General features: G+C 62.5%; 17 protein-coding genes and 1 other RNA gene. 9 read left to right on the top strand and 9 right to left on the bottom strand.

The annotated features are described in order from the left end of the window. Positions 1 to 135: 135 nt before the first annotated feature. The 3 genes from LH365_RS10235 to LH365_RS10225 form a co-directional block, all read right to left on the bottom strand. Positions 136 to 1,431 carry a sorbosone dehydrogenase family protein gene (locus LH365_RS10235; protein ID WP_226743535.1) on the bottom strand — a complete coding sequence of 432 codons (1,296 nt, stop codon included), beginning with the start codon at positions 1,429 to 1,431 and terminating at the stop codon, positions 136 to 138. A 77-nt stretch (positions 1,432 to 1,508) separates the two neighbouring features. Further along, on the bottom strand, positions 1,509 to 3,086 hold the full coding sequence (locus tag LH365_RS10230) for a HAMP domain-containing sensor histidine kinase (RefSeq protein ID WP_226743534.1): 1,578 nt from the start codon (positions 3,084 to 3,086) through the stop codon (positions 1,509 to 1,511). Between the two features lie 12 nt (positions 3,087 to 3,098). Beyond that, the gene (locus tag LH365_RS10225) at positions 3,099 to 3,824 is read right to left on the bottom strand and encodes a response regulator (RefSeq protein WP_226743533.1); all 726 of its coding nucleotides are present in this window, start codon (positions 3,822 to 3,824) and stop codon (positions 3,099 to 3,101) included. Between the two features lie 185 nt (positions 3,825 to 4,009). On the opposite strand from LH365_RS10225, the gene LH365_RS10220 reads away from it, so the two are divergent. Further along, positions 4,010 to 4,525, top strand: a complete 516-nt coding sequence (locus LH365_RS10220) for an EF-hand domain-containing protein (protein WP_226743532.1) — start codon at positions 4,010 to 4,012, stop codon at positions 4,523 to 4,525. Positions 4,526 to 4,603: 78 nt separating this feature from the next. Here LH365_RS10220 and LH365_RS10215 read toward each other — a convergent pair whose 3' ends face one another. The 4 genes from LH365_RS10215 to tkt all read right to left on the bottom strand — a co-directional run bounded on the left by LH365_RS10215 (position 4,604) and on the right by tkt (position 8,854). Next, entirely contained in the window at positions 4,604 to 5,305 is a 702-nt protein-coding gene (locus LH365_RS10215; RefSeq protein WP_226743531.1) for a pseudouridine synthase, read from the bottom strand. Next, positions 5,305 to 6,309 carry a class I SAM-dependent methyltransferase gene (locus LH365_RS10210; RefSeq protein ID WP_226743530.1) on the bottom strand — a complete coding sequence of 335 codons (1,005 nt, stop codon included), beginning with the start codon at positions 6,307 to 6,309 and terminating at the stop codon, positions 5,305 to 5,307. Before LH365_RS10210 ends, LH365_RS10215 begins: the two co-directional genes overlap by 1 nt. Positions 6,310 to 6,393: 84 nt before the next feature. Beyond that, positions 6,394 to 6,603, bottom strand: a complete 210-nt coding sequence (locus LH365_RS10205) for a cold-shock protein (RefSeq protein ID WP_107870724.1) — start codon at positions 6,601 to 6,603, stop codon at positions 6,394 to 6,396. A gap of 250 nt (positions 6,604 to 6,853) precedes the next feature. After that, positions 6,854 to 8,854 (bottom strand): transketolase, encoded by a 2,001-nt coding sequence (gene tkt / locus LH365_RS10200; RefSeq protein ID WP_370639724.1) that lies wholly within the window; start codon positions 8,852 to 8,854, stop codon positions 6,854 to 6,856. A gap of 191 nt (positions 8,855 to 9,045) precedes the next feature. Between tkt and LH365_RS10195 the strand changes: the two genes are divergently transcribed. Both LH365_RS10195 and LH365_RS10190 read left to right on the top strand, forming a co-directional pair. After that, positions 9,046 to 9,369 (top strand): DUF4164 family protein, encoded by a 324-nt coding sequence (locus LH365_RS10195; RefSeq protein ID WP_226743529.1) that lies wholly within the window; start codon positions 9,046 to 9,048, stop codon positions 9,367 to 9,369. Beyond that, on the top strand, positions 9,369 to 9,698 hold the full coding sequence (locus tag LH365_RS10190; protein WP_107870718.1) for a cell division protein ZapA: 330 nt from the start codon (positions 9,369 to 9,371) through the stop codon (positions 9,696 to 9,698). Before LH365_RS10195 ends, LH365_RS10190 begins: the two co-directional genes overlap by 1 nt. Here LH365_RS10190 and LH365_RS10185 read toward each other — a convergent pair. Beyond that, on the bottom strand, positions 9,695 to 12,937 hold the full coding sequence (locus tag LH365_RS10185; protein WP_226743528.1) for a hypothetical protein: 3,243 nt from the start codon (positions 12,935 to 12,937) through the stop codon (positions 9,695 to 9,697). The two genes, LH365_RS10190 and LH365_RS10185, sit on opposite strands and share 4 nt — an antisense overlap. A gap of 114 nt (positions 12,938 to 13,051) precedes the next feature. Further along, a complete protein-coding gene (locus tag LH365_RS10180) occupies positions 13,052 to 15,340 on the bottom strand; it encodes a beta-glucosidase (RefSeq protein WP_226743527.1) in 2,289 nt (762 codons plus the stop codon). Positions 15,341 to 15,575: 235 nt separating this feature from the next. Here LH365_RS10180 and ssrS point away from each other — a divergent pair. The 6 genes from ssrS (at position 15,576) to LH365_RS10150 (ending at position 19,927) form a co-directional block, all read left to right on the top strand. Then, positions 15,576 to 15,740: non-coding RNA, 6S RNA (ssrS, locus tag LH365_RS10175), on the top strand. Between the two features lie 354 nt (positions 15,741 to 16,094). Continuing rightward, positions 16,095 to 17,114, top strand: coding sequence for a TerC family protein (locus LH365_RS10170; protein ID WP_226743526.1), 1,020 nt, complete (start codon positions 16,095 to 16,097; stop codon positions 17,112 to 17,114). Between the two features lie 37 nt (positions 17,115 to 17,151). Then, entirely contained in the window at positions 17,152 to 17,748 is a 597-nt protein-coding gene (locus tag LH365_RS10165; protein ID WP_226743525.1) for a 5-formyltetrahydrofolate cyclo-ligase, read from the top strand. After that, positions 17,748 to 18,581 carry a TIGR00282 family metallophosphoesterase gene (locus tag LH365_RS10160; protein WP_107870709.1) on the top strand — a complete coding sequence of 278 codons (834 nt, stop codon included), beginning with the start codon at positions 17,748 to 17,750 and terminating at the stop codon, positions 18,579 to 18,581. Before LH365_RS10165 ends, LH365_RS10160 begins: the two co-directional genes overlap by 1 nt. A 57-nt stretch (positions 18,582 to 18,638) precedes the next feature. Beyond that, positions 18,639 to 19,397: a YebC/PmpR family DNA-binding transcriptional regulator gene (locus tag LH365_RS10155; protein ID WP_226743524.1), complete on the top strand. Its 759-nt coding sequence runs from the start codon at positions 18,639 to 18,641 to the stop codon at positions 19,395 to 19,397. Positions 19,398 to 19,516: 119 nt separating this feature from the next. Then, positions 19,517 to 19,927, top strand: coding sequence for a hypothetical protein (locus tag LH365_RS10150; RefSeq protein ID WP_226743523.1), 411 nt, complete (start codon positions 19,517 to 19,519; stop codon positions 19,925 to 19,927). The last annotated feature ends 24 nt before the right edge of the window (positions 19,928 to 19,951 follow it).

The following is a 19,951-nucleotide window of genomic DNA, read 5'->3' as shown; positions in this document are numbered from 1 at the left end:
AAAACCGGCGGCAAATCCATGATTTTGCGAATTTGGTTTTGTCCCTAAGCCCCGTCAAGTCAAGCGCAAAAATACCCTCATGCGGGACATGATAGCGCTACCCGGCGCACGCCTTGTTTCGTAAGGTAACAGGGGCTATTTCGCCACGCGCCAGATGATGTTTCCGACGTCGTCGGCCACCAGAATCGCGCCGTGCGCATCCACCGCCACACCGACGGGGCGGCCTCTCGCCTTGCCGTCTTTCAGAAAGCCGGTCAGCACGTCCTGCGGCGGGCCGGAGGGCTGATCGCCGTTAAACGGCACGAAGATGACCTTGTAACCCGATGGCGGATTGCGGTTCCATGAGCCGTGCTGCCCGACGAAGACGCCGCCCTTGTACTGCGGCAGGGCGTCGGCGGTGTAAAAGGCGAGGCCCAGCGACGCCGTATGCGGCCCCAGCGCGTAGTCGGGGCGGATGGCTTTGGAGACCCTGTCCGGGTTCGGCGGCTGGACGCGCTCATCGATGTGCGGGCCGTAATAGCTCCACGGCCAGCCGTAGAAGCCGCCCCGCCGTACCGAGGTCATGTAGTCGGGCACGAGGTCCGAACCGATCTCGTCGCGCTCGTTCACCGCCACCCACAACTCGCCCGTGGCGGGGTTCCAGTCCATGCCGACCGGGTTGCGCAGGCCTGACGCGAAAACCTTGCGCTGGCCGGTGGCGATGTCGATTTCGAGTATGGCGGCGCGGTCTTTTTCGACGTTCAGACCGTTTTCGCCGACATTGGAATTGGAGCCGATGCCGGCATAAAGGAACCGACCGTCTTTCGAGGCCATCAGGCTCTTGGTCCAGTGGTGATTGATCGGGCCGCCGGGCAGGTCGGTCAGCCTGACCGGTGCGGCGGAGGCCTTGAGGTCGCCATTGGCGTAGGGCACGCTGACCACGGCGTCGGCATTGGCGATATACAGCCGCCCGTTGGTCAACGCCATGCCGAAGGGCGACATCAGGCCGGTCAGGAAGGTTGAGCGCACCTCGGCATGGCCGTCGCCGTCGGCGTCGCGCAGCAGGGTGATGCGGTTGGCGGATTTGGTAGCGGCCCCGGCCTTTTTCATCACCAGACCCATGACCAAGCCCCTGATGCCCTTATTGTCTTTTGGCTTGGGCGGAGCGTTGCTCTCGGCCACCAGCACGTCGCCATTGGGCAAAACGTAGAGCCAGCGCGGATGATCGAGCCCGGCGGCGAATGCCGTTACCTTGAGCCCCCTGGCCGCGGTGGGCCTCTCGCCGGCGGGCCAGCCGGTGGCGTCGGCGACCTTGACCGTGGGCAGGGGCGTCTTTTTGGGTGCGGGCAGTTCGGGATTGGCGCCCTGACCCTTATCGACGGACAGGGTGGCGGTCTCACCGCAGGCGGCGAGGGTGAAGGCGGTGAGGAGCAGGAGGGGGGCGGCGCGCATGGTCAGTTCCTTCGTCGGTGCGCAAAGGGTTGCCCTTTATGACGTAAGGAAGAAATGGGCGTAAGGACGAAATGAGCTTAGGCCAGCGGCAATTTCAATACTGCATCCAGCCCCTTGACCTGACCGTCTTCGAGGCGATTGTGCAGGCTCATGCTCCCCCTGTGCGCCTCGGCCAGAGCCTTGGCGACGCTGAGCCCCAGGCCCGCGCCGCCCGTATCGCGATTGCGCGACGATTCCAGACGGTGGAAAGGCTCGAAGACGGCTTCCAGTTCGCTTTCCGGCACGCCGGGGCCGTCATCGCTGACGGTGACGACGGCCTGATCGCCGTCGCGCCGGACGGTGAGGCGCGAGCCGCCCGCATAGCGGTGGGCGTTTTCGAACAGGTTGCACAGGATGCGCTTCACCGCGATGCTGTCGGCCATGACGGTCAGGCGCGGCTCGATCTCGCCGGTTTCGACCTTGTGTAACTCGGCCATGTCTTCGGCCAGACTTTCGCTCAGGGCGCTGAGGTCGAGCCGCACCACATTCTGGGCCATCTTGTCCGCCGAAGCGAAGGTCATGGCCGAACGGATCAGGCTGTCCATATGGGCGATGTCCTGAGCGATCTTGTCGCGGTCCTTCGCCGGCAGGGTCTCGATGCGCAGTCTCAGCCGCGCCAGCGGCGTCTTGAGGTCGTGAGCGATGGCGGCGATCACCGCCGTGCGGCTTTCGATGTGCTTGCGGATGCGCACCTGCATGGCGTTGAGCACGTGGGTGGCGCGGCGCACTTCGGCGGGGCCGCTTTCGGTCAGCGGCTCGGCAGCGGGGTCGAAGTCGAGCTTGGCCGCGCCTTCGGCCAGGGCGGCGATCGGCTGGGTCAGGCGGCGCGACAGAAGCCAGGCCAGGGGCGCGATCAGGGCGGCGCTCAGCAGAAAGCCCAGAAGCAGATTGACCTGCCACGGTTCGGGAAACTGCCGCGGCAGGACGAGGTTGCGGTAGCGTCCGTCAGGCATCTGAACGGCGGCGTGAAAGGCCGGAAAGGTCGCCTGTTCGTTGAAGGCGGCGGGCAGGGGCGCGTTCATCAGCGCATCGTGCACCATCAACGGGCCGTTTGGGACGCGACCGTCCGGGTTCTGGCCGCCGGGGCGCCGGAATGGGGGTTCCCCGAATTGTTGGCCAGGCCGGCTCTCGTGGCCCGCACGGTCTATAATGAGGCCCTGCGGACCGGGCGCTCCGGGCTCGGCCTGACGGATGATCAGGCGGTCGGGACCGAAGCGGTTGCGGCGGAACTGGGGGCGGCCGTCGATAAACACCCGGCTTTCCGGCAGGTTCATCGCCTCGGCCAGTCGCTGACGCATCAGCCGCTCGAAACCGTTCTCGAAACTTTTTTGGCCAAACGGATGCTCCGCCTTGCGCGCGGCGATAAAGGCCGGCGGCGTGCTCAGAACCTCGGTCTTCAGCGTGCGGCCGTTGCGCAGCCTGACCTCGCCCTGGGTCAGGGCCTTCGTGGCTTCGGCAATGGTGTAGCCGGACGGCGGCGGCGGCGGCAGCAGGACCACCAGCGCCACATTGGTCAGGATCGAGACGATCAGCACGAAGACGCACAGACCCATCACCTGCGTGAAAATCGGCAGGCGGGTCAGGGCGCGGGGCAGGGGGATACGCGGTAAAGGCACGGGAATGTCCGGCTATTTTAAGGGACGGAACATATAGCCGATGCCGCGGATGGTGCGGATAATTTCCTCGCCATCATTGGACTCGTCGTTCAGCTTGCGGCGCAGGCGTGAAATCTGCACGTCGATGGCGCGGTCAAAATTCTCGCTGTTGGGGCCGTGCAGGAAGTCGAGGATCTGATCGCGGGTCAGGGCGCGGCCGGGACGCTCCAGAAACACGCGCAGCAGTTCGAATTCGGCATTGGACAGGGCGACCTGAACGCCGTCGGGACGCTGAAGCGTGCGTTTGATGTTGTCGAGGCTCCAGCCGAAGAAGGTGGTCGACTGCGATTTTTCGCCGTTGCCGCGGCCTTCGCCCCGGCGCAGCACGGCGCGGATGCGGGCCAGAAGCTCACGCGGGTGGAAGGGCTTGGCCAGATAGTCGTCGGCCCCCAGTTCGAGCCCGACGATGCGGTCGATCTCCTCGCCCTTGGCCGACAGCATGATGACCGGCGGACCGCCGCGCTGATTGAGACGTTTGCAGATCGACAGGCCGTCTTCGCCGGGCATCATATAGTCGAGCACGACCAGACCGATGTCGCCGCGCTGAAGCAGCTTATCCATGTCGCGGCCGCTGGCGGCGGTGTGGACTTCGAAACCGTTCAGGCTGAGAAAGCCGGAAATCAGTTCGCGAAGGTCGAAATCGTCATCGACGACGAGGATATGCTGGCGGGGCTGGGTAGGGGCGGTGTCGAGCGGCATGAGGAACCGGGCTGGGTTAAGGGGAGGGTGTTCCGGACTATGACGGGCATTGTGGGTCGCAGAATGTCGCAAAAGACACAATTTTCAGAGTGAAGACACATTTCGGACAAAATTCAATATGGCCGTGAAATCATGGGGACACGATAGGCGCGCAGTATGCAGGCATCCAGATTGCGGAGACGACCATGATACGACACAGAATTTTGTTGCCGGGACTGCTGTTGGGGGGCGGTATTCTGGCGGTGGCCGGGCTGCCGGTGCTGGCTCAGGGAAGCGGTGCGCCGGAAGCGCCGCCGCCAGAAGCGCTGCTTATAGGGCCGCCACCATTCGAAGCCATCGACGCCAACAAGGATGGGCAGATCAGCCCGGCTGAGTTGGCGGCCTTCCGTCCGCCGCATTGCGGGCCGGAAGGCGAGCCCGGCAAGGGACCCAAGGGATTCGCGCCGGGACCGGAGGCGTTGGATGCCGATAAGGACGGGCGTCTGTCGTGGGCGGAATTCTCCGCGCCGATGAAGGCGCATTTCGACGAAATCGACGCCAACAAGAACGGCTATATCGACGCCGACGAGGCCCCGAAAGGCCGCGTGATGCCGCATCCCGACCGTCTGAAAGGGACGCCGGGGAAGCCCGCCGCCGAAAAAGACGTCCTGATATTCCGGCATGGCCCGTGCGCGCCGGAAAAGGCGCCTGAAAAACCATAGCAGGTTTGACATATGGACGCGATTTGCGGCGTCACGATCTGAAAAAACAGCCCCCGGTATCTTCCGGAGGCTGTTTTTTTATGTCCGCACGAGGCCGTCGCGTTCTTCCGGCGTGAGCAGCCGCCATTTTCCGGGGCGCAGGTCCCCCAGCGTCAACTCGCCCATCTGGGCGCGGTGCAGGGCCTCGACATGGTTGCCGACGGCGGCGAACATGCGGCGCACTTGATGATAGCGGCCTTCATAGAGGGTCAGGCGCGCCGTCTTCTCGCCGGTCTGTTCCATCACGGCGGGCTGGAGCGGCGTCTTTTCCGACTCCAGCAGCAGGTCTCCTGACGCGAAGATCGCCGCCTCGTGCCCTTCGATGGGGCGGGCCAGCGTCACTTCGTAGATCTTGGCCACATGGTTCTTCGGCGAGATGATGCGGTGCAGATAGTCGCCATCGTCGGTGAACAGCAGCAGGCCCGACGTGTCGGAATCGAGCCGTCCGACGGTCGACAGGACCGGCTTGCGCGCGCTGAACCGGTGCGGCAGCAGTTCGTAGACCAGCTTGCCGGTGTCCTTCAGCGAACAGACATAGCCGGTCGGCTTGTTGAGCATCAGCACCACGCCGTGCGCCGGGTCGAGCGGGCGGTCGTTGAAGCGGATATCCGCGTGCTCGGTCTTGGCGTCGTCCTTCAGGACATTGCCTTCGGCGTCGGTGACGACGCCCATGCGGATATATTTCTGCACCTCTTTGCGCGACCCGTAGCCGAGATTGGCCAGCAGCTTGATCAGTCGCATTATTTGATCCCCCGATAGACCTTGTAGTCGCGGTCTTCGTGCAGCGCGACGACGCTCTTAAACGCGCCTTTCAGGCCGGCCTCGTAGGGCAGATGACGGTTGGCGACCATGTACAGGCTGCCGCCCGGCTTCAGCCCTGCGGCGGCGGCGCGGATAAAGGCCTGACCCAGTTCGGGCAGGTCGGCGCGACCGGCGTGGAAGGGCGGGTTGGAGACGATGAAATCATATGCGCCGTCGATACCCTTGGTCACGTCGCGCCAGTGGCAGGATACGCGTTCGCCGTAGACCTTGAGGTTGCTTTCGGACAGTTCGACGGCGCGCTGTTCGGCCTCGTACAGGTCGATGCGGACTCCGGGATTGCGGCGCAGCACCTCGTCGCTGAGATAGCCGAAGCCGCCGCCCAGATCGGCGCCGTGGCCGCTCAGTAAGGGCAAATGTTCGGCCAGACGCTTCGAGCCGGCGTCGATGCGGTCCCAAGCGAACAGGCCGGGGCGGCTGACGAAACGCCCGTCGAGGATAGGTCGCGGGGCGTCGAGCGCCAGCCACTGCGTCACCAGATCGGCATTGGGTGCGTCGGTGGTTGCCCAGAAGGCGCGGCACTTGTTCTTCGACAGCGAGGCGACATTGCCGCACAGGGCTTTGAGGTCGTTTTCGACCGTCTTCGCGCCTTCGAGATTGGACACGCAGGCCAGCACCGTGCCGCCCGGTTCAGCGGTGGCCACGGCCCGGGCCAGAAGCGCGCGGTATTCTTCGCGCTGGCGCGGCGGCAGGACGATGACCAGCGGATGGAGCGCGGTATCGGCGGGATCGCGCAGGGCGAAGCCGGCCGGCTTCAGGCGGTCGTATTCGGGCTTGAAGCTCTGCTCGCAGATCAGGCGCGCGCGATCGACGCCGCTCAGCGCCGCGCCGTAGCGGGCGCGCAGGAACAAAGCCGGGCCGGCGGGCCAGTCGATCAGGCCGTCATCGAACGGTCGCAACAGGGTATCGAGTACAGGATCTTGCATCGGGGGCTTTTGGCACAGGGTAACGGGAAATGCAAAAAAGCCGCCCCGATGGAGCGGCTTTTCCGATTAACAAAGCGGCGAAGCTTAGCCGACCTGCAGGTTCTCGGCCGACATCTTGCCCGAACGCTTGTCGCGGGCCAGTTCGAAGGTCACCTTCTGGCCTTCGTCGAGGCCGCGCAGGCCCGAACGCTCAACCGCCGAGATGTGAACGAACACGTCCGTGCCGCCGTCATCGGGTTGAATGAAGCCGTAACCCTTGGTGCCGTTAAACCACTTAACCGTACCTGTGCTCATGGGAAAATCCTTTCAATGGCAGTTTTGGTAGTTGTCGATCAATGAAAGGAAGTTCGCAGATACGGCAAAAGCCGCAGTAGAAAGTCGCAGTTCAAAGATGGCAAGATCGTACAGCCATCAGCGCGGCGCGTCAAACCCCAAAGGGTTGATCACGCGCGTTTGACCGCTGCAATCGGTTGGTTTTGCCGTGACGCGGACGAAAAAGGCGCGGACCGGGGCCCGCGCCTTTGACATTAAGCATAAGCCGGGTTTAACCGAGCTTCGTCTTCACCTTTTCGATGACGGCTTCCTTGGTGATGCCAAATTCACGGTAAAGCACGTCCTGCGGAGCCGAGCCGCCGAAGCCGGTCATGCCGACGAAGATGCCGTCCTGACCGATGAAGCGTTCCCAGCCCAGCGACACGGCGGCTTCGACGGCGACGTTCACCGTGGCGTTGCCGATGACTTCGGCCTGATATTTTGCCGTCTGACGGTCGAACAGCGCCCAGCACGGGGTCGAAACGACGCGGGTCGGGATGCCCTCGGCTTCCAGCGCCTCGGCGGCGGCCACCGCGACCGACACCTCGGTGCCCGACGAGAAGATCGACACTTTCGCTGCGCCCGAAGCGGCTTTGACCTCGTAAGCGCCCCTGGCCGACAGATTGCCGCCCTGATGGCGGACGGCCGGCACCTTTTGACGCGACAGCACCATCAGCGACGGCGTCTTGCGCTCCAGCAGCGCCGCCTTCCAGCATTCCGCCGCTTCGACGATGTCGGCGGGGCGGAAGGTCAGCAGGTTCGGCATGGCGCGGAAGCTGGCCAGATGCTCGACCGGCTGGTGCGTCGGGCCGTCTTCGCCGACGCCGATCGAGTCGTGGGTCAGGACGTTGATGACGCGGATGCCCATCAGAGCCGCCAGACGGATAGCCGGGCGGGAATAGTCGGAGAAGACGAAGAAGGTGCCCGAATAGGGAATGATGCCGCCGTGCAGCGCCATGCCGTTGAGCGCGGCGGACATGCCGAATTCACGTACGCCGTAGTGGACGTAGCGACCGTCGTATTTCGGATGATCGAAGGCGGTCATGCCCTTGACGAAGGTGTTGTTCGAACCGGTCAGATCGGCAGAACCGCCGATCATCTCATCAATGAAGGGCACCAGTTGCGCCAGCGCCGCGCCCGAAGCCGAACGCGTGGCGTCGCCGGCTTTCAGTTCCAGTTGCTTTTCGATGTGGGCGTCCAGCGCCTCGAAAGCGTTGGCGGGCAGTTCGCCCTTCATGGCGCGCTCGAACAGGTCGCGTTGCGGGTGTACCTTCAGCGCGGCTTCCCAGGCCTTGCGCGGACGCGCGGCCTTGCGGCCGGCGGCTTCCCACGCCTTCTTGATCGGAGCGGGCACGGTCCAGGCTTCGGCGTCCCAGCCCATGGCCTGACGCGACAGTTCGATGTCGGTGTCGAACAGGGCGTAGCCGTGCGAATGCGGGTCGCCTTCCTTTGGGCCGGCGCCCTTGGAAATCTTCGTCTTGCATGCCAAGAGGACCGGCTTGGTCTGCTGCGTCGCCCAGCGCATGGCGGCGGCGATTTTCGCATGGTCGTGGCCGTCGACGGCCTTCACCGCCCAGCCCGCGGCCTTGAAGCGCGCCAGTTGATCGCCGGTTTCGGCGATGGTCGCTACGCCGTCGATGGTGACATTGTTGTCGTCCCACAGCACGATCAGCTTGTTGAGCTTCAGACGCCCGGCCAGCGAGATCGCCTCGTGCGATACGCCTTCCATCAGGCAGCCGTCGCCGGCGATGACCCAGGTGCGGTGATCGACGACGTCATCGCCGAAACGCGCATTGAGGTGACGCTCGGCCATCGCCATGCCGACGGCGGCGGCTAGACCCTGACCCAGCGGGCCGGTCGTGCATTCGACGCCTGCCGTGTGGCCGTATTCCGGGTGACCGGCGGTGGTGGAGCCCCACTGACGGAAGTTCTTGATGTCTTCCATAGACACCGACTTGAAGCCGGTCAGGTGCAGCAGCGAATAGATGAGCATTGAGCCGTGACCCGCGGACAGGACGAAGCGGTCGCGGTCGGCCCAGTCGGGCTTTTTCGGATCGTATTTGAGGAACTTCGTCCACAAAACGGTCGCCACATCGGCCATACCCATCGGCATCCCCTGGTGGCCGGACCTGGCGCGGTGCACCGCCTCCATCGACAGGACGCGAATCGCGTCGGCCATCACGGTCGGGGACGGCTTGGCGGTGGGGAGGCCAGGGATCGGCGGCAGGGACATGGCAATCTCAACAGATGAAACGCGAAAGGGGGTGAGGTTGCGCGGTCCTTTAGCCCATATGCCGGAGAATGGCCATATTCGAGTTTTAGGAATTTGCCACCTTGGGGTTTTGGGTGGGGTACGCTGGGCTCAATTTCGCCTGTCAGGCTGCATGGCTTGTGAAACAGGCCTTTAGGAAGTACAGTCAAACCATGGAAAATGCTCAGAACACGGTTCAGCTTTCTCCGGTCGCGGGCGCCAGCCTGACGGCGGCGGTTGAGCGTCTGGACGGAGCGCTCAACGCGCTCGAAACCCGCATCCGCGACCTGAAGAGCCGCAGCGACGCACTGGCCCCCGATTCGTTGAATGCTTCGTCGAACCCCGATGCGTCCGCCGACACGCGCCGCCTTCAGGACGAGATCGATGCGCTCAGGGCGCGCGAAAAGGTGCTGGAAGAGGCCGCTTCGGGGGCCTTCGAGGCGCTGGGCGTCGCCGCCAAGGATATTCGTCAACTTCTCAACGAGCAGGCCGCCTGATGGCTGAGGTCACGGTCAAGGTCAACAACAAGCCCTATACGGTGGGCTGCGCCGACGGTCAGGAAGCGCGCGTGCAGGAACTGGCGCGCATCTTCAGCGACCATGTCGAGATGGTGGTCTCCGATGTCGGGGCCATCGGTGAGGTGCGCCTGTTTCTGATGGCGTCTCTGCTGCTGGTCGACGAGATGGAAGAACTGCGCGCGCAACTGGAAGAAGCGCAGTCGGCTCAGGCGCGCATGTCCGCCGGAGCGTTCGAGATCGAGCGCAAGGCGGCGTTCGCCATTTCCGACGCCGCCGAACGGCTGGAGAAGCTGGTCAGCGAGGTTTAAACCTCGAATCCGTACTTGTCTTTCAGATACTGACGGATCTCGTCGGAGGGTGTTTCTCCGTAACTTGAGGCGATGACCGTGCCGTAGTCTTCAAGATCTATCGTGCCGTCCCCTTCGATGGCTTTAAGGAACTCGGCTTCGCGATGCGGGGGGACGAGCACGAAGTAGTAAGCCCACCGACCCGTCGTATCCTTGGCCTTCAACTTGTGAATATTATGGCCGTTTTGCGAGATGTGCCGGTCGATCAGGGTCGCGCGGCCTTGCCCCGGAACGGGTTTGTCTTCGGCATCGGGTAAGGAAGTATCGGGCGGGCTGACGTGACGCTGGTTAAAGTTATGCCACGTTTCGAGAAACAGCGACGAGTCCGCATAACCTTCGAGATCGTCAGGTTTGACATCATGCAGCCGATCCAACGCGGCGAGGGCCAGAAAGGCGTCGTAACCGGCGTCAGGATCGCGTTCGCGCAAGAGCCGGATCAAAGCGTCATAGAGGGTCGTCGAGGTGTCGTTTCGCGCCTGATACAGGCGATATAAAAAGGTGCGCCGCTGAGTCAGGTTGAGCTGACGGTCGGTCGTCACATCGGCCAGGGCATTGAGGACGAGGGGATCGTCGGCTCCGTAAGGTAACCACAGGAGGGCTGCGGCACGGCGCAGATTCTTGCTCTGCCCCCGATCGTTCAGCCATATCCGCGCCTGGGTGAGCACAGGCTTGAGCCGCTCGAACGGGAGACGAGGGTGAAGAGGATAGGTTTTGGGCCGGTCGCCGCGGCCGCCGCTATCCGCCCAGACGGCCCAGTCATAGATGATGTCATCCTTTACAGGGCCCAGGCTGTAGTGGGCCAGGGCCGCTATACAGCGCTTACGCAGGGTCGGATCGATCTTGTCATTATTAACGAAAGTGATCATGGTCTCGATCAAGGCTTCGGGCCACTCGACATCCATGGTGATGGACGTCGGATTACCGTACCAGTAGATCGCCCAGCTTGCGCCGAGAACACCCACGGGGTTACCTGTGTCGGTCAGGCGCGCCACGAGTTTGGCGCTATCTTCCGCACTCATTTCTCGCCCTGTGTTCTGAGAGCTGCGGAAATAGACGTCCATCAGGTTGAACGCTTCCAGGGTATCGGCTTCACCTTGGCTGCGTTCGCGGGCTTCGTCGGAGGTCTGATTGATCAGGGCGTCCGCAGGAAACAGCCGTTCGAAATCTAGCCAGTCGAAGCCCTTATAGGGCGCGTCGTCACTCAGTCCGAAGACCATGCCAAGAAGATTGTCGAGGAAGGGAGATCTGCACCAGTCCGGGTCATCGGCAATGATCCGGATTTCGGCGCCGGACCCTTCGCTGGAAGCCAGACGCGCATAGTCGAGCAGGAGCCGGCGCCGGAGGTGAGGGGCCTGCAGACGCGAAATCAGATAGACGAAGGCCTCGGTCAACCCTCCCAATGCACTGACGTCGTTCTGGAAAACGGCGAAATTGGCGCGGCTGGCCACCTGCATGAGTTCGATCACCCCCTGCATGGAGTTGATCAGTCTTTCGACGGGCATGCGGAAACCGACGGCCTCGCCGTTGAGGTATTCGGAAACCTGTCGGATCAGCTCGTCACGCCGCTTTTCCTCTTTGGCCACCAGCGGCATCAGGAACAGAAGGGCCGTTGCTGCCTGTCCTTCCGGGCGGGCTGACAATCGGACAACCGCTTCGCAGAAGGGTTTTATGGCTTCGCGGGCCTGCCTGCGGTCGAACAGGTTTTCGGCAAAGCTCGATACGTCGGGCGCTTGCAGGCGTTCGAGTGTCATGAAGAGGACGAGACGCGCCACATCTTCATCGTCTATCGACGGAAAATAAGCCCGTGGATCCTTGGCCCAGGCGTAATCGTATTCGTCGCTTTCGGCCTGATCGCGAAACAGGGTGATCAGTTTCAGGATATCCGGAGCGGCACCGGCGCGCGACAGACGCAGGCTGGCGGGAATATCCACCCTGTGACCCAGAGCGGCCAAGGCCAGGTATTGAAGGCCGTTTTCCGGGAAGAGGGTCTGGGCTTCGCTCAGCAGCTTTAACGCCTCCGTGCGCGCTACGGTGTAGGTATCGAAACCGGGCGCCGATTGACCGGAAGGCGCCCTGGCCAATCGGTCACACAGGTCGATGGCGCATTGCGGTCGCCCGCGCGCGACGGCAATGATCGTTTCGCGGTGGGGTCCGATACGGGTGCGCAGATTGCGATAGGCCGCGCGCGCGGTGATAACGCCCTCCATATCCGCTGGAAGCAGAGGCAGAACGCGAAGAAATGTGGACTGTCCGGGCGGTTCTGCGGGCAGGGAGCGCTCCGCCTCCTCCGGCACCAGGGGAGTAGGCATGGAAACGCTTGAGGTGGAGACGTCCGATTGCGCCTGAGTGCTGCGATCAACCTGAATGCTGCGATCAATATGACCCATGCGTTCGTTAACCCGGGCGCGTGTCGTGTCCAGATCGCCGACCTGCCACAGAAGGTCTTTCAAATCTTCGAAATCGGCGGCGGGCACGCCGGCTGCCATGAGCTTCAGGTCCATGGAGGACTCAAACAGGACGCGGATACGGTGCCTTTGTTGCGCCAGCCGCAAGGTGTCGAAACTGTCCCAGAAGTCCTGTGCGTGCTTGCCATAGTTGACGAGGATCGCCGTATTGCGCCGGAAAATCCAGTCGTCCGGTATCGGACGGTTAAGCTCGCCGACGTGCCATTGGCGCTTTTTCAGCATTCGCAGCCATTCGACGGCTAACCGTGTTTTACCCACGCCGCTGCGTCCGTAAAGTCCGTGGCAGGACAGGCAGCGCTTATGTCTGCGGCCCAGAGCAAAATCGCTGAGGCTTTTCAGTTCTGCGGTGCGTCCGATCAACGGGTTCGCAGGGTGCCATGCGGAGGCAGGGTCTTTGGTACTGACTTGCGTCAGGAAAGGCGGTGGCGACGGCCAGGCAAGATCGACGAGGTATTTGAGCCCGCCGGTCTGTTCGATAAAATACAGCAGAGCGAGGACATACAGCGCCGCCATGACCCATGCGCTCAGACCCTGTAGCTTGAGCCATTTGTTGATATTGTCGTCTGCGGCCGCGATGCTTTCCGGGCTGAAGTAGGCGATCCAGTCCCAGGGTGCACCGGTCAGATACTGTCCGCGCGCCTCATTGAGCAGCCACAAGAGTCCGATCGCCAGGAAAGCGAAGGCGAGGGTGCGCAAAAGCGGCACTATGAAATCGTGAAATGATTTGCCGAACATGCCCTCGTCTCCCCCGCGTAAAGGTTAACGCAAAAGGAAAATGAGGGCCAGCGCCATCCTCAGTATGGCGCTGGCAAAGACGGGAGGTGTGTGATTTTGGGCGCGTTTTGCCCCTTATTTCCCACGCACGTCGTACTTCCGCGGGCTGAGGGTGGCCGTGGCCTTGGTCACCGGATCGGCGGCCGAGCGCGCCAGAATGACCTCATAGTCACCCGCCGCCACGTTCCACGTCTTCGACACCGTATCGAAGGTCGCCAGAAGACGCGGATCGACTGTCACCGTGACGCCTTTCGACTCGCCCGGTTGCAGCGTCACCTTGTCCCAGCCGCCGAGGCGCTTGGGCGCTTCCCAGTTGGCCGAAGCCGGGGCCGAAACATAGACCTGCGGGATGTCGGAGGCCGCGGTCTTGCCCGTATTGGTGACGGTGAAGCTGACACTCAGTTTGTCGCCCGCCGTCGAGGTTTTGAGGTCGGTATAGCCGAAGCTCGAATAGCTCAGGCCGTGGCCGAAGGCGAACAGCGGCTTGAGGCCCTTCTTGTCGAACCACTTATAGCCGATGGCCGCGCCTTCGATGTCGTAATTGGCGTCGGGGCGCAGGTCGGGCTTGGTCATGTCGCCGTCCAGTTTCGGGCGCGGCAACTGGCTGAGCGCGGCCGGGAAGGTCACCGGCAGGCGACCCGATGGTGAGACTTCGCCGGTCAGGACGCGGGCGATGGCCGTGCCGCCTTTCGAACCCGGATACCAGGCTTCGACCACGGCGCCGACATCCTTCAGCCATGGCATGAAGACCGGGCCGCCGGTTTGCAGCACGACTACGGTCTTTTTGTTGGCCTTGGCCACCGCCGCGATCAGGGCGTCGCCGTCGTGATCCAGCTTCAGTTCGGCGTCGAAGGATTCGCCCGTCCATTGCGAGCCGAAGACGATGACCAGGTCAGCCCCGCGCGCGGCCTTAGCGGCGGCTTTGACGTCCTTGCCGTCGTGGAAGACGACGTCCGCTTTGGTGCGGGCCTTCAGCGCCGTCAAGGGCGCGTCCGGATACCAGGTGATCGGGCCGGGGAACTCATTGGCGTATTTCGAGGTGTCCGGCACGGCATTGCCGCCGACGCCATAGACCTGAGACGAACCGCCGCCGGACAGGACGCCCTTGTCTGCGTTGCCGCCGATGACCACGATCTTTTTGGCCGTGGCGGCGACGGGCAGCAGGTTGCGCTCGTTCTTCAGCAGCACGATGCCGCCTTCGGCGTCGGCCTGGGTCACCGCAGCATGAGCCGCGAAGTCGATATTGGCGTCGCTGATCTCGGTCGCGATGGGGTTGTCCATCACGCCGGTCGAGAACAGGGCCCACAGGATGCGGCGCGCCATGTCGTCGAGACGTTCCGGCTTCACATAGCCATTGTCGACGGCCTCCTTCAGCGGGCCGGCGAAGTAGTTGCCCTTGTCGAACGGATAGCCCGACTGCTGATCCAGGCCGGCATTGGCGGCAGGGATGGTCGAGTGGGTTGCGCCCCAGTCGGACATCACATAACCCTTATAGCCCCAGTCGGTCTTCAGGACTTCGTCGAGCAGATACGGATTTTCGCAGGCATAGACGCCGTTATAGCGGTTATAGGCGCACATGACCGAGCCGGGATTGCCGACCTCGATGGCGAACTCAAACGCCAGAAGGTCCGATTGCCGCGCCGCCTGATCCGACAGGTTGGACGAGATGGTGAAGCGGTTGGTTTCCTGCGGGTTGGTGGCGTAGTGCTTGACGGTCGAGACGATGTGGTTCGACTGAATGCCGCGGATCTGCTCGCCGACCATGATGCCGGCCAGCAGCGGGTCTTCGCCGCCATATTCGAAGTTGCGGCCGTTGCGCGGCTCACGCATCAGGTTGACGCCGCCGGCCAGTTGCACATTGAAGCCCGACAGGCGCGCTTCCTTGCCGATCATCGCGCCCCCGGCAAAGGCCAGCTTGCGGTCCCAGGTCGCCGCCGTGGCCATGCCCGACGGCAGCACGGTGCGCAGGCGCGGGTTCGGTCCACGCTGCGAAGCGACGCCGACGCCGGCGTCCGTGATCCACTGATGCGGGATGCCGAGGCGTTCGACGCCATAGGTGAAGCCTGCCGACTGATGGCGGCTTTCCTTGGGCTGGGTCCAGTTGAGACCGGCGATGTCGCCCCGCTTGTTCAGCCATTCACCGTCGGACGCGAAATGGCTGAAGACCAGGGTCAGCTTCTCGGCCTGCGTCATTTCCTTCAACAGCAGTTCGGTGCGCGTATGGGCGTCGAGCGACCTATTGGTCCACGGCGTCTCTTTGGGCGCTTGCGCCGTGGCGGGTTGCTGGGCAAGGGCGGGGACGGTGAAGGCGGTGGCCAGACCGAATGCGGCGGTGGCCATGAGGCTGAGCTTGAAGCGGCGCATGAACGTGATCCCTGAAGCGGTTTTGTGGTTGTGGAATCTCATAGTCCGGGATTGAATGTCTGTGAAGTCATTTATTATGACATCGATGTCTTTTTTGGATGCGAGACGACAGGACGATTTGTCCTGTAGACTTGGTTGGGGTTGACTTGTGGACAAGTTTATAAGGGCTTTATGGAAGTGCCATGTGCGGCCCCTTGTAAGACACAGTGGCAGGAGCTACATTGACTACCGGCGGGTCGTGCTGCGGCTCACGTCAGCGAACACCTAATCCTTCTGACCTTAATCTCTTAGAACGGGGGCTGTCCCTGACTGAGGCCGTGGCCTCTATCACATGGTTCCCACCTGATACGTCAGGTCTGAGTGGATTTAAACGCTTCGCAACGGTTCTCGCGGCGCCGCCACCTTTCAGGTGTCGTCTCCGCATTTTTTGTTTCTTGGGCGCCGTCACCTTTCAGTTGTCGTCTCCGCATTTTTTGTTTCTTGGGCGCCGCCGCCTTTCAGATGGCGTCTCCGCATTTTTGTTTCCTGGGTGCCGCCACCCTTTCCCTTTTTCATAATAGCTTGCCTTGACATCCGGACGTTCTGTCTGGAATAAGATCGTTATCCTCAGGGAGTAGCCGGGTCGCCTTGCGTGGCCGTCCGATGTCGTCAACACGAGCTTTGCTCCGGCATCAGGCACCGTTTCAACGGATGGCGAGACTGAGGACGGGTCCGATCGACCTGTCCTTGTCAACCTTTTGAGACGAGTCTCACCATGGAAACCATTGCAACGCCCCTGATGTGGGGGACGTTCGCGGCGTTCGTCGTCGTCGCGCTGTTCATCGATTTTTTTGCCCTCAACAAACAGGGCGCGCACAAGGTGTCGATGGGGGAGGCGGCCGTGTGGTCGCTGATCTGGGTCGCCACCTCCTTCGTCTTCCTCGGCGTCATGTGGTGGGAGATGGGCGGCTTGGGCGGCGACGCGGCCGCCAAGGCCCTGGCCGACACCAAGGCGCTGGAATTTACGACCGGCTACCTCATCGAAAAGGCGCTGGCGGTCGATAATATCTTCGTCTTCCTGATGCTGTTCACCTACTTCGCCGTACCGGCGGAGTATCAGAAGCGCGTGCTGATGATCGGCATCCTGATGGCGCTGGTGCTGCGCGCCGGTATGATCGTCGTCGGCGCGTGGCTGGTGGCGCAGTTCCACTGGGTGCTCTACATCTTCGGCGCGTTTCTGGTCTTCACCGGCTTCAAGATGTGGCGCGCGGCGGGCGAAGAGCCTGATCTGGAGAGCAATCCGGCGCTGAAATGGGTGCGCAGGACCTTCACCATCGCGCCGCACTATGACGGCGAGAAGTTCTTCACCCGCTTCGAAGGCAAGCGGCTGGCGACGCCGCTGCTGATCGTAGTCATCCTGATCGGTATTATCGACGTGGTGTTCGCGGTCGACTCGATTCCGGCCATCTTCGCCATCACCACCGATCCGTTCATCGTCCTGACCTCGAACGTCTTCGCCATTCTGGGTCTGCGCGCCATGTATTTTCTGCTGGCGGGCATGCACGAGAAGTTCCACCTGCTGCCCTACGGTCTGGCGCTGGTTCTGGTCTTCATAGGCGCCAAGATGCTGCTGATCGATATTTACAAGATTCCGATCATGTGGTCGCTGGTCGGTACGGCATCGATCCTGGTCCTGACCATGATCCTGTCGCTGCTGATCAAGCCCAAGGGCGACGCCCACCCGCCGGGCGCGTTTCCGTTCAATGCGAAGAAGGACGAGGGCGCGGAAGACTAACCTTGCCAGCCGGCGTCTTTCGTGGCCTTAAACGCTCATGAAGGACGCCAAAGCTGCTCTACGCAAGGAGATGAAGGCTCGTCGGTCGGCGCTGGCCGCCGCGCATCCGCAGGCGGGTGAGGCCATGGCCTCCGCCTTCGAAGCGCGGGGAAACTGGCCGTCAGCCGAGGTCGTGGCGGGCTTTCATCCTTTCGGCAGCGAGATCGATCCGTTGCCTCTGCTGATGCGCTTTCACGCGCGGGGCTATGGTTTGGCTTTGCCGGCTTTGGTCGAAAGCGCCGAAGGTGGGCAAATGATCTTTTGCGCCTACGACCCGATCGGGGCGCTGGTCGAAGGCCCCTACGGCATCTGGCAGCCCGGCCCCGATGCGCCTGAGGTTTTCCCTGACATCATCCTGGCGCCCCTGCTGGCCTTCGACCGCGAAGGCGGGCGGCTGGGCTATGGTGGCGGCTTCTACGATCGCGCTTTGGACTATCTTAAGGCGGCGAAACGGGGTAAAGACAGCCCCTTGCAGGTTTGGGGCGTGGCCTTTTCCGCTCAGGAAGTCGCCCGCGTGCCCACCGAACCCCACGATCAGCGTCTCGATGCCGTCCTGACCGAACAGGGCGTGATAGAGATTAGAAAGAACCCCTGATGCGTTTTGCTTTCTTCGGTGATGTGGTCGGCCGCGCCGGCCGCGACTCCATATCCGAGCATCTGCCCTTCGTGCGCCGCGCGCTCGACCTCGAATTCGTCATCGTCAATGCCGAGAACGCCGCCTCCGGCTTCGGCGTGTCCGAAAACACGGCCAAGCAACTGTTCGAGGCCGGGGCCGACTGCCTGACGCTGGGCAACCATTCGTGGGACCAGAAGGAAGCCCTGACCTATATCGTGCGCGAGCCGCGCCTGATCCGTCCGCTCAACTATCCGCCGCTGGCCGATGCGCCGGGGCGTGGGGTCAACCTATTCGAAACCGCATCCGGCAAGCGTATTCTGGTGATGAACGCGCTCGGTCTGGTCCACATGGCGTCGATGGACGACCCCTTCGCCGCCGTCGATAAGGCGCTGGAAAGCGCGCCGCTGGGGCTGGTCGCCGACGCGGTCGTGGTCGATATGCACGCTGAGGCCACTTCGGAAAAGATGGCCATGGGTCATTTCTGCGACGGACGCGCCTCGCTGGTCATCGGCACCCACACCCACGTCCCGACCGCCGACGCGCAGATCCTGCCGGGCGGCACCGCCTATCAGACCGACGCCGGGGCCTGCGCTGATTACGACAGCGTCATCGGCATGGACAAGGAGGAGCCGCTGCGCCGCTTCACCACCCGCATCGGCAAGGAGCGTTACAAACCTGCTTCGGGTCCGGCGACCATGTGCGGCGTCTTTGTCGAGACCGACGACAAGACCGGGCTGGCCACGCGCATCGAACCCATCCGCCTTGGGGGTCGTCTCAAGACGGTGTTGCCAGAACTTCAGGTTTCGGTTTAGAACCACCCCAATCCTAAATATCAAGCGCGCCAGTGTGTGTGCTGACAGAGGTTTTTTATGGCTGGCCATAGTAAATTCAAGAACATCATGCACAAGAAGGGCCGCGCCGATGCGGTCCGCTCGAAGCTGTTTTCCAAGCTGGCGCGCGACATCACCGTGGCCGCCAAGTCGGGTATGCCCGATCCGGCGATGAACCCGCGTCTGCGTCTGGCGGTCAACAACGCCAAGGCCGAATCCATGCCGAAGGAAAACATCGAACGCGCCATCAAGAAGGGCGCCGCCGGTGAAGCCGATACGATGGAAGACATCCGCTACGAAGGTTTCGGCCCGCAGGGCATCGGCGTCATCGTCGAGGTGCTGACCGACAACCGCAACCGTTCGGGCGGCAATGTGCGTTCCTATTTCTCCAAGTACGGCGGCAATCTGGGTGAAACCGGTTCGGTCAGCTTCATGTGGGACCGTCTGGGTCAGATCGAATACCCGCTGAAGGCCGGTTCGGCCGACGCCATCATGGAAGCCGCCATCGAAGCCGGCGCGGCAGACGTTGAAACCGACGAGGATCCGGAAGAAGGCGGCCACCTGATCTTTACCGCCTACGAAGATCTGAACGCCGTGACCGAAGCCGTGGCCAAGGTGCTGGGCGATCCGAAGTCGACCAAGTTCATCTGGAAGCCTCAGACCCTGTCGCCCATCACCGGCGACGCGGCCAGGACGCTGATGAAGCTCATCGACGCGCTGAACGACGACGACGATGTGCAGGCGGTCTACGCCAATTTCGACATCTCCGACGAAGAACTGGAAGCGCTCAGCGCTTGATGAGAAAAGCCCCGCTCGAAAAAGCGGGGCTTTTTACTGTCCGCTGGACAAACGTGCCAGGCCCGTGCCTAATTATGCAATCGTTCGCATACATTTCTGCGTCAATTGGGGGTATCGATATGGGGTATGGTTCGCACAATGCTGTCTCGGCCTGGCAACAGGCGCATCCGCTGACCATGGTGCTGATTTCGAGCGCAATTTCGGTGCTGGTCATCAGCCTGATCGTGCTGATCCGCTGGGGCGTCAGTCATAAGGCCTGGGCCTATCATCCCGGTGGGGCATCGGGGTTTTTGAAGGACGAATGCGTGCGGTGGGGTGCCATCCTTGTGCCTTATCTGGCCCTGTCCATCGGTTTTAAAGTCTTCGTCTATGACCTGCATCCGGAGTTTAATCGTCCGGAGCTCTGGGGCGGCTTTATCGTCGTCGCCATTATCGGGCGGCGTCTGCTGGCCCGCGTGCCCTATATCAAGGCCATGGGCCGCCATATCGATCTGGCCAAGGAAAAGGCAAAGGCCGCATCAGCGAACTGATGCGGCCTTAATCTTTCAGAGGGT

The organism is Asticcacaulis sp. AND118 (genome assembly GCF_020535245.1).
Classification (GTDB): domain Bacteria; phylum Pseudomonadota; class Alphaproteobacteria; order Caulobacterales; family Caulobacteraceae; genus Asticcacaulis.
Note: the sequence above shows the minus strand (reverse complement) of the source record. Positions and strands in the feature narration are given on the sequence as shown.

Bases quoted from the DNA above. Each gene is read 5' to 3' on its own strand.
- LH365_RS10185 (WP_226743528.1), bottom strand. From the start codon at position 12,937: ATGTTCGGCAAATCATTTCACGATTTCATAGTGCCGCTTTTGCGCACC.
- LH365_RS10190 (WP_107870718.1), top strand. From the start codon at position 9,369: ATGGCTGAGGTCACGGTCAAGGTCAACAACAAGCCCTATACGGTGGGC.
- LH365_RS10150 (WP_226743523.1), top strand. From the start codon at position 19,517: ATGGGGTATGGTTCGCACAATGCTGTCTCGGCCTGGCAACAGGCGCAT.
- LH365_RS10205 (WP_107870724.1), bottom strand. From the start codon at position 6,603: ATGAGCACAGGTACGGTTAAGTGGTTTAACGGCACCAAGGGTTACGGC.
- LH365_RS10165 (WP_226743525.1), top strand. From the start codon at position 17,152: ATGAAGGACGCCAAAGCTGCTCTACGCAAGGAGATGAAGGCTCGTCGG.
- tkt (WP_370639724.1), bottom strand. From the start codon at position 8,854: ATGTCCCTGCCGCCGATCCCTGGCCTCCCCACCGCCAAGCCGTCCCCG.
- LH365_RS10195 (WP_226743529.1), top strand. From the start codon at position 9,046: ATGGAAAATGCTCAGAACACGGTTCAGCTTTCTCCGGTCGCGGGCGCC.
- LH365_RS10215 (WP_226743531.1), bottom strand. From the start codon at position 5,305: ATGCGACTGATCAAGCTGCTGGCCAATCTCGGCTACGGGTCGCGCAAA.
- LH365_RS10220 (WP_226743532.1), top strand. From the start codon at position 4,010: ATGATACGACACAGAATTTTGTTGCCGGGACTGCTGTTGGGGGGCGGT.
- LH365_RS10235 (WP_226743535.1), bottom strand. From the start codon at position 1,431: ATGCGCGCCGCCCCCCTCCTGCTCCTCACCGCCTTCACCCTCGCCGCC.
- LH365_RS10225 (WP_226743533.1), bottom strand. From the start codon at position 3,824: ATGCCGCTCGACACCGCCCCTACCCAGCCCCGCCAGCATATCCTCGTC.
- LH365_RS10210 (WP_226743530.1), bottom strand. From the start codon at position 6,309: ATGCAAGATCCTGTACTCGATACCCTGTTGCGACCGTTCGATGACGGC.
- LH365_RS10170 (WP_226743526.1), top strand. From the start codon at position 16,095: ATGGAAACCATTGCAACGCCCCTGATGTGGGGGACGTTCGCGGCGTTC.
- LH365_RS10180 (WP_226743527.1), bottom strand. From the start codon at position 15,340: ATGCGCCGCTTCAAGCTCAGCCTCATGGCCACCGCCGCATTCGGTCTG.
- LH365_RS10155 (WP_226743524.1), top strand. From the start codon at position 18,639: ATGGCTGGCCATAGTAAATTCAAGAACATCATGCACAAGAAGGGCCGC.
- LH365_RS10160 (WP_107870709.1), top strand. From the start codon at position 17,748: ATGCGTTTTGCTTTCTTCGGTGATGTGGTCGGCCGCGCCGGCCGCGAC.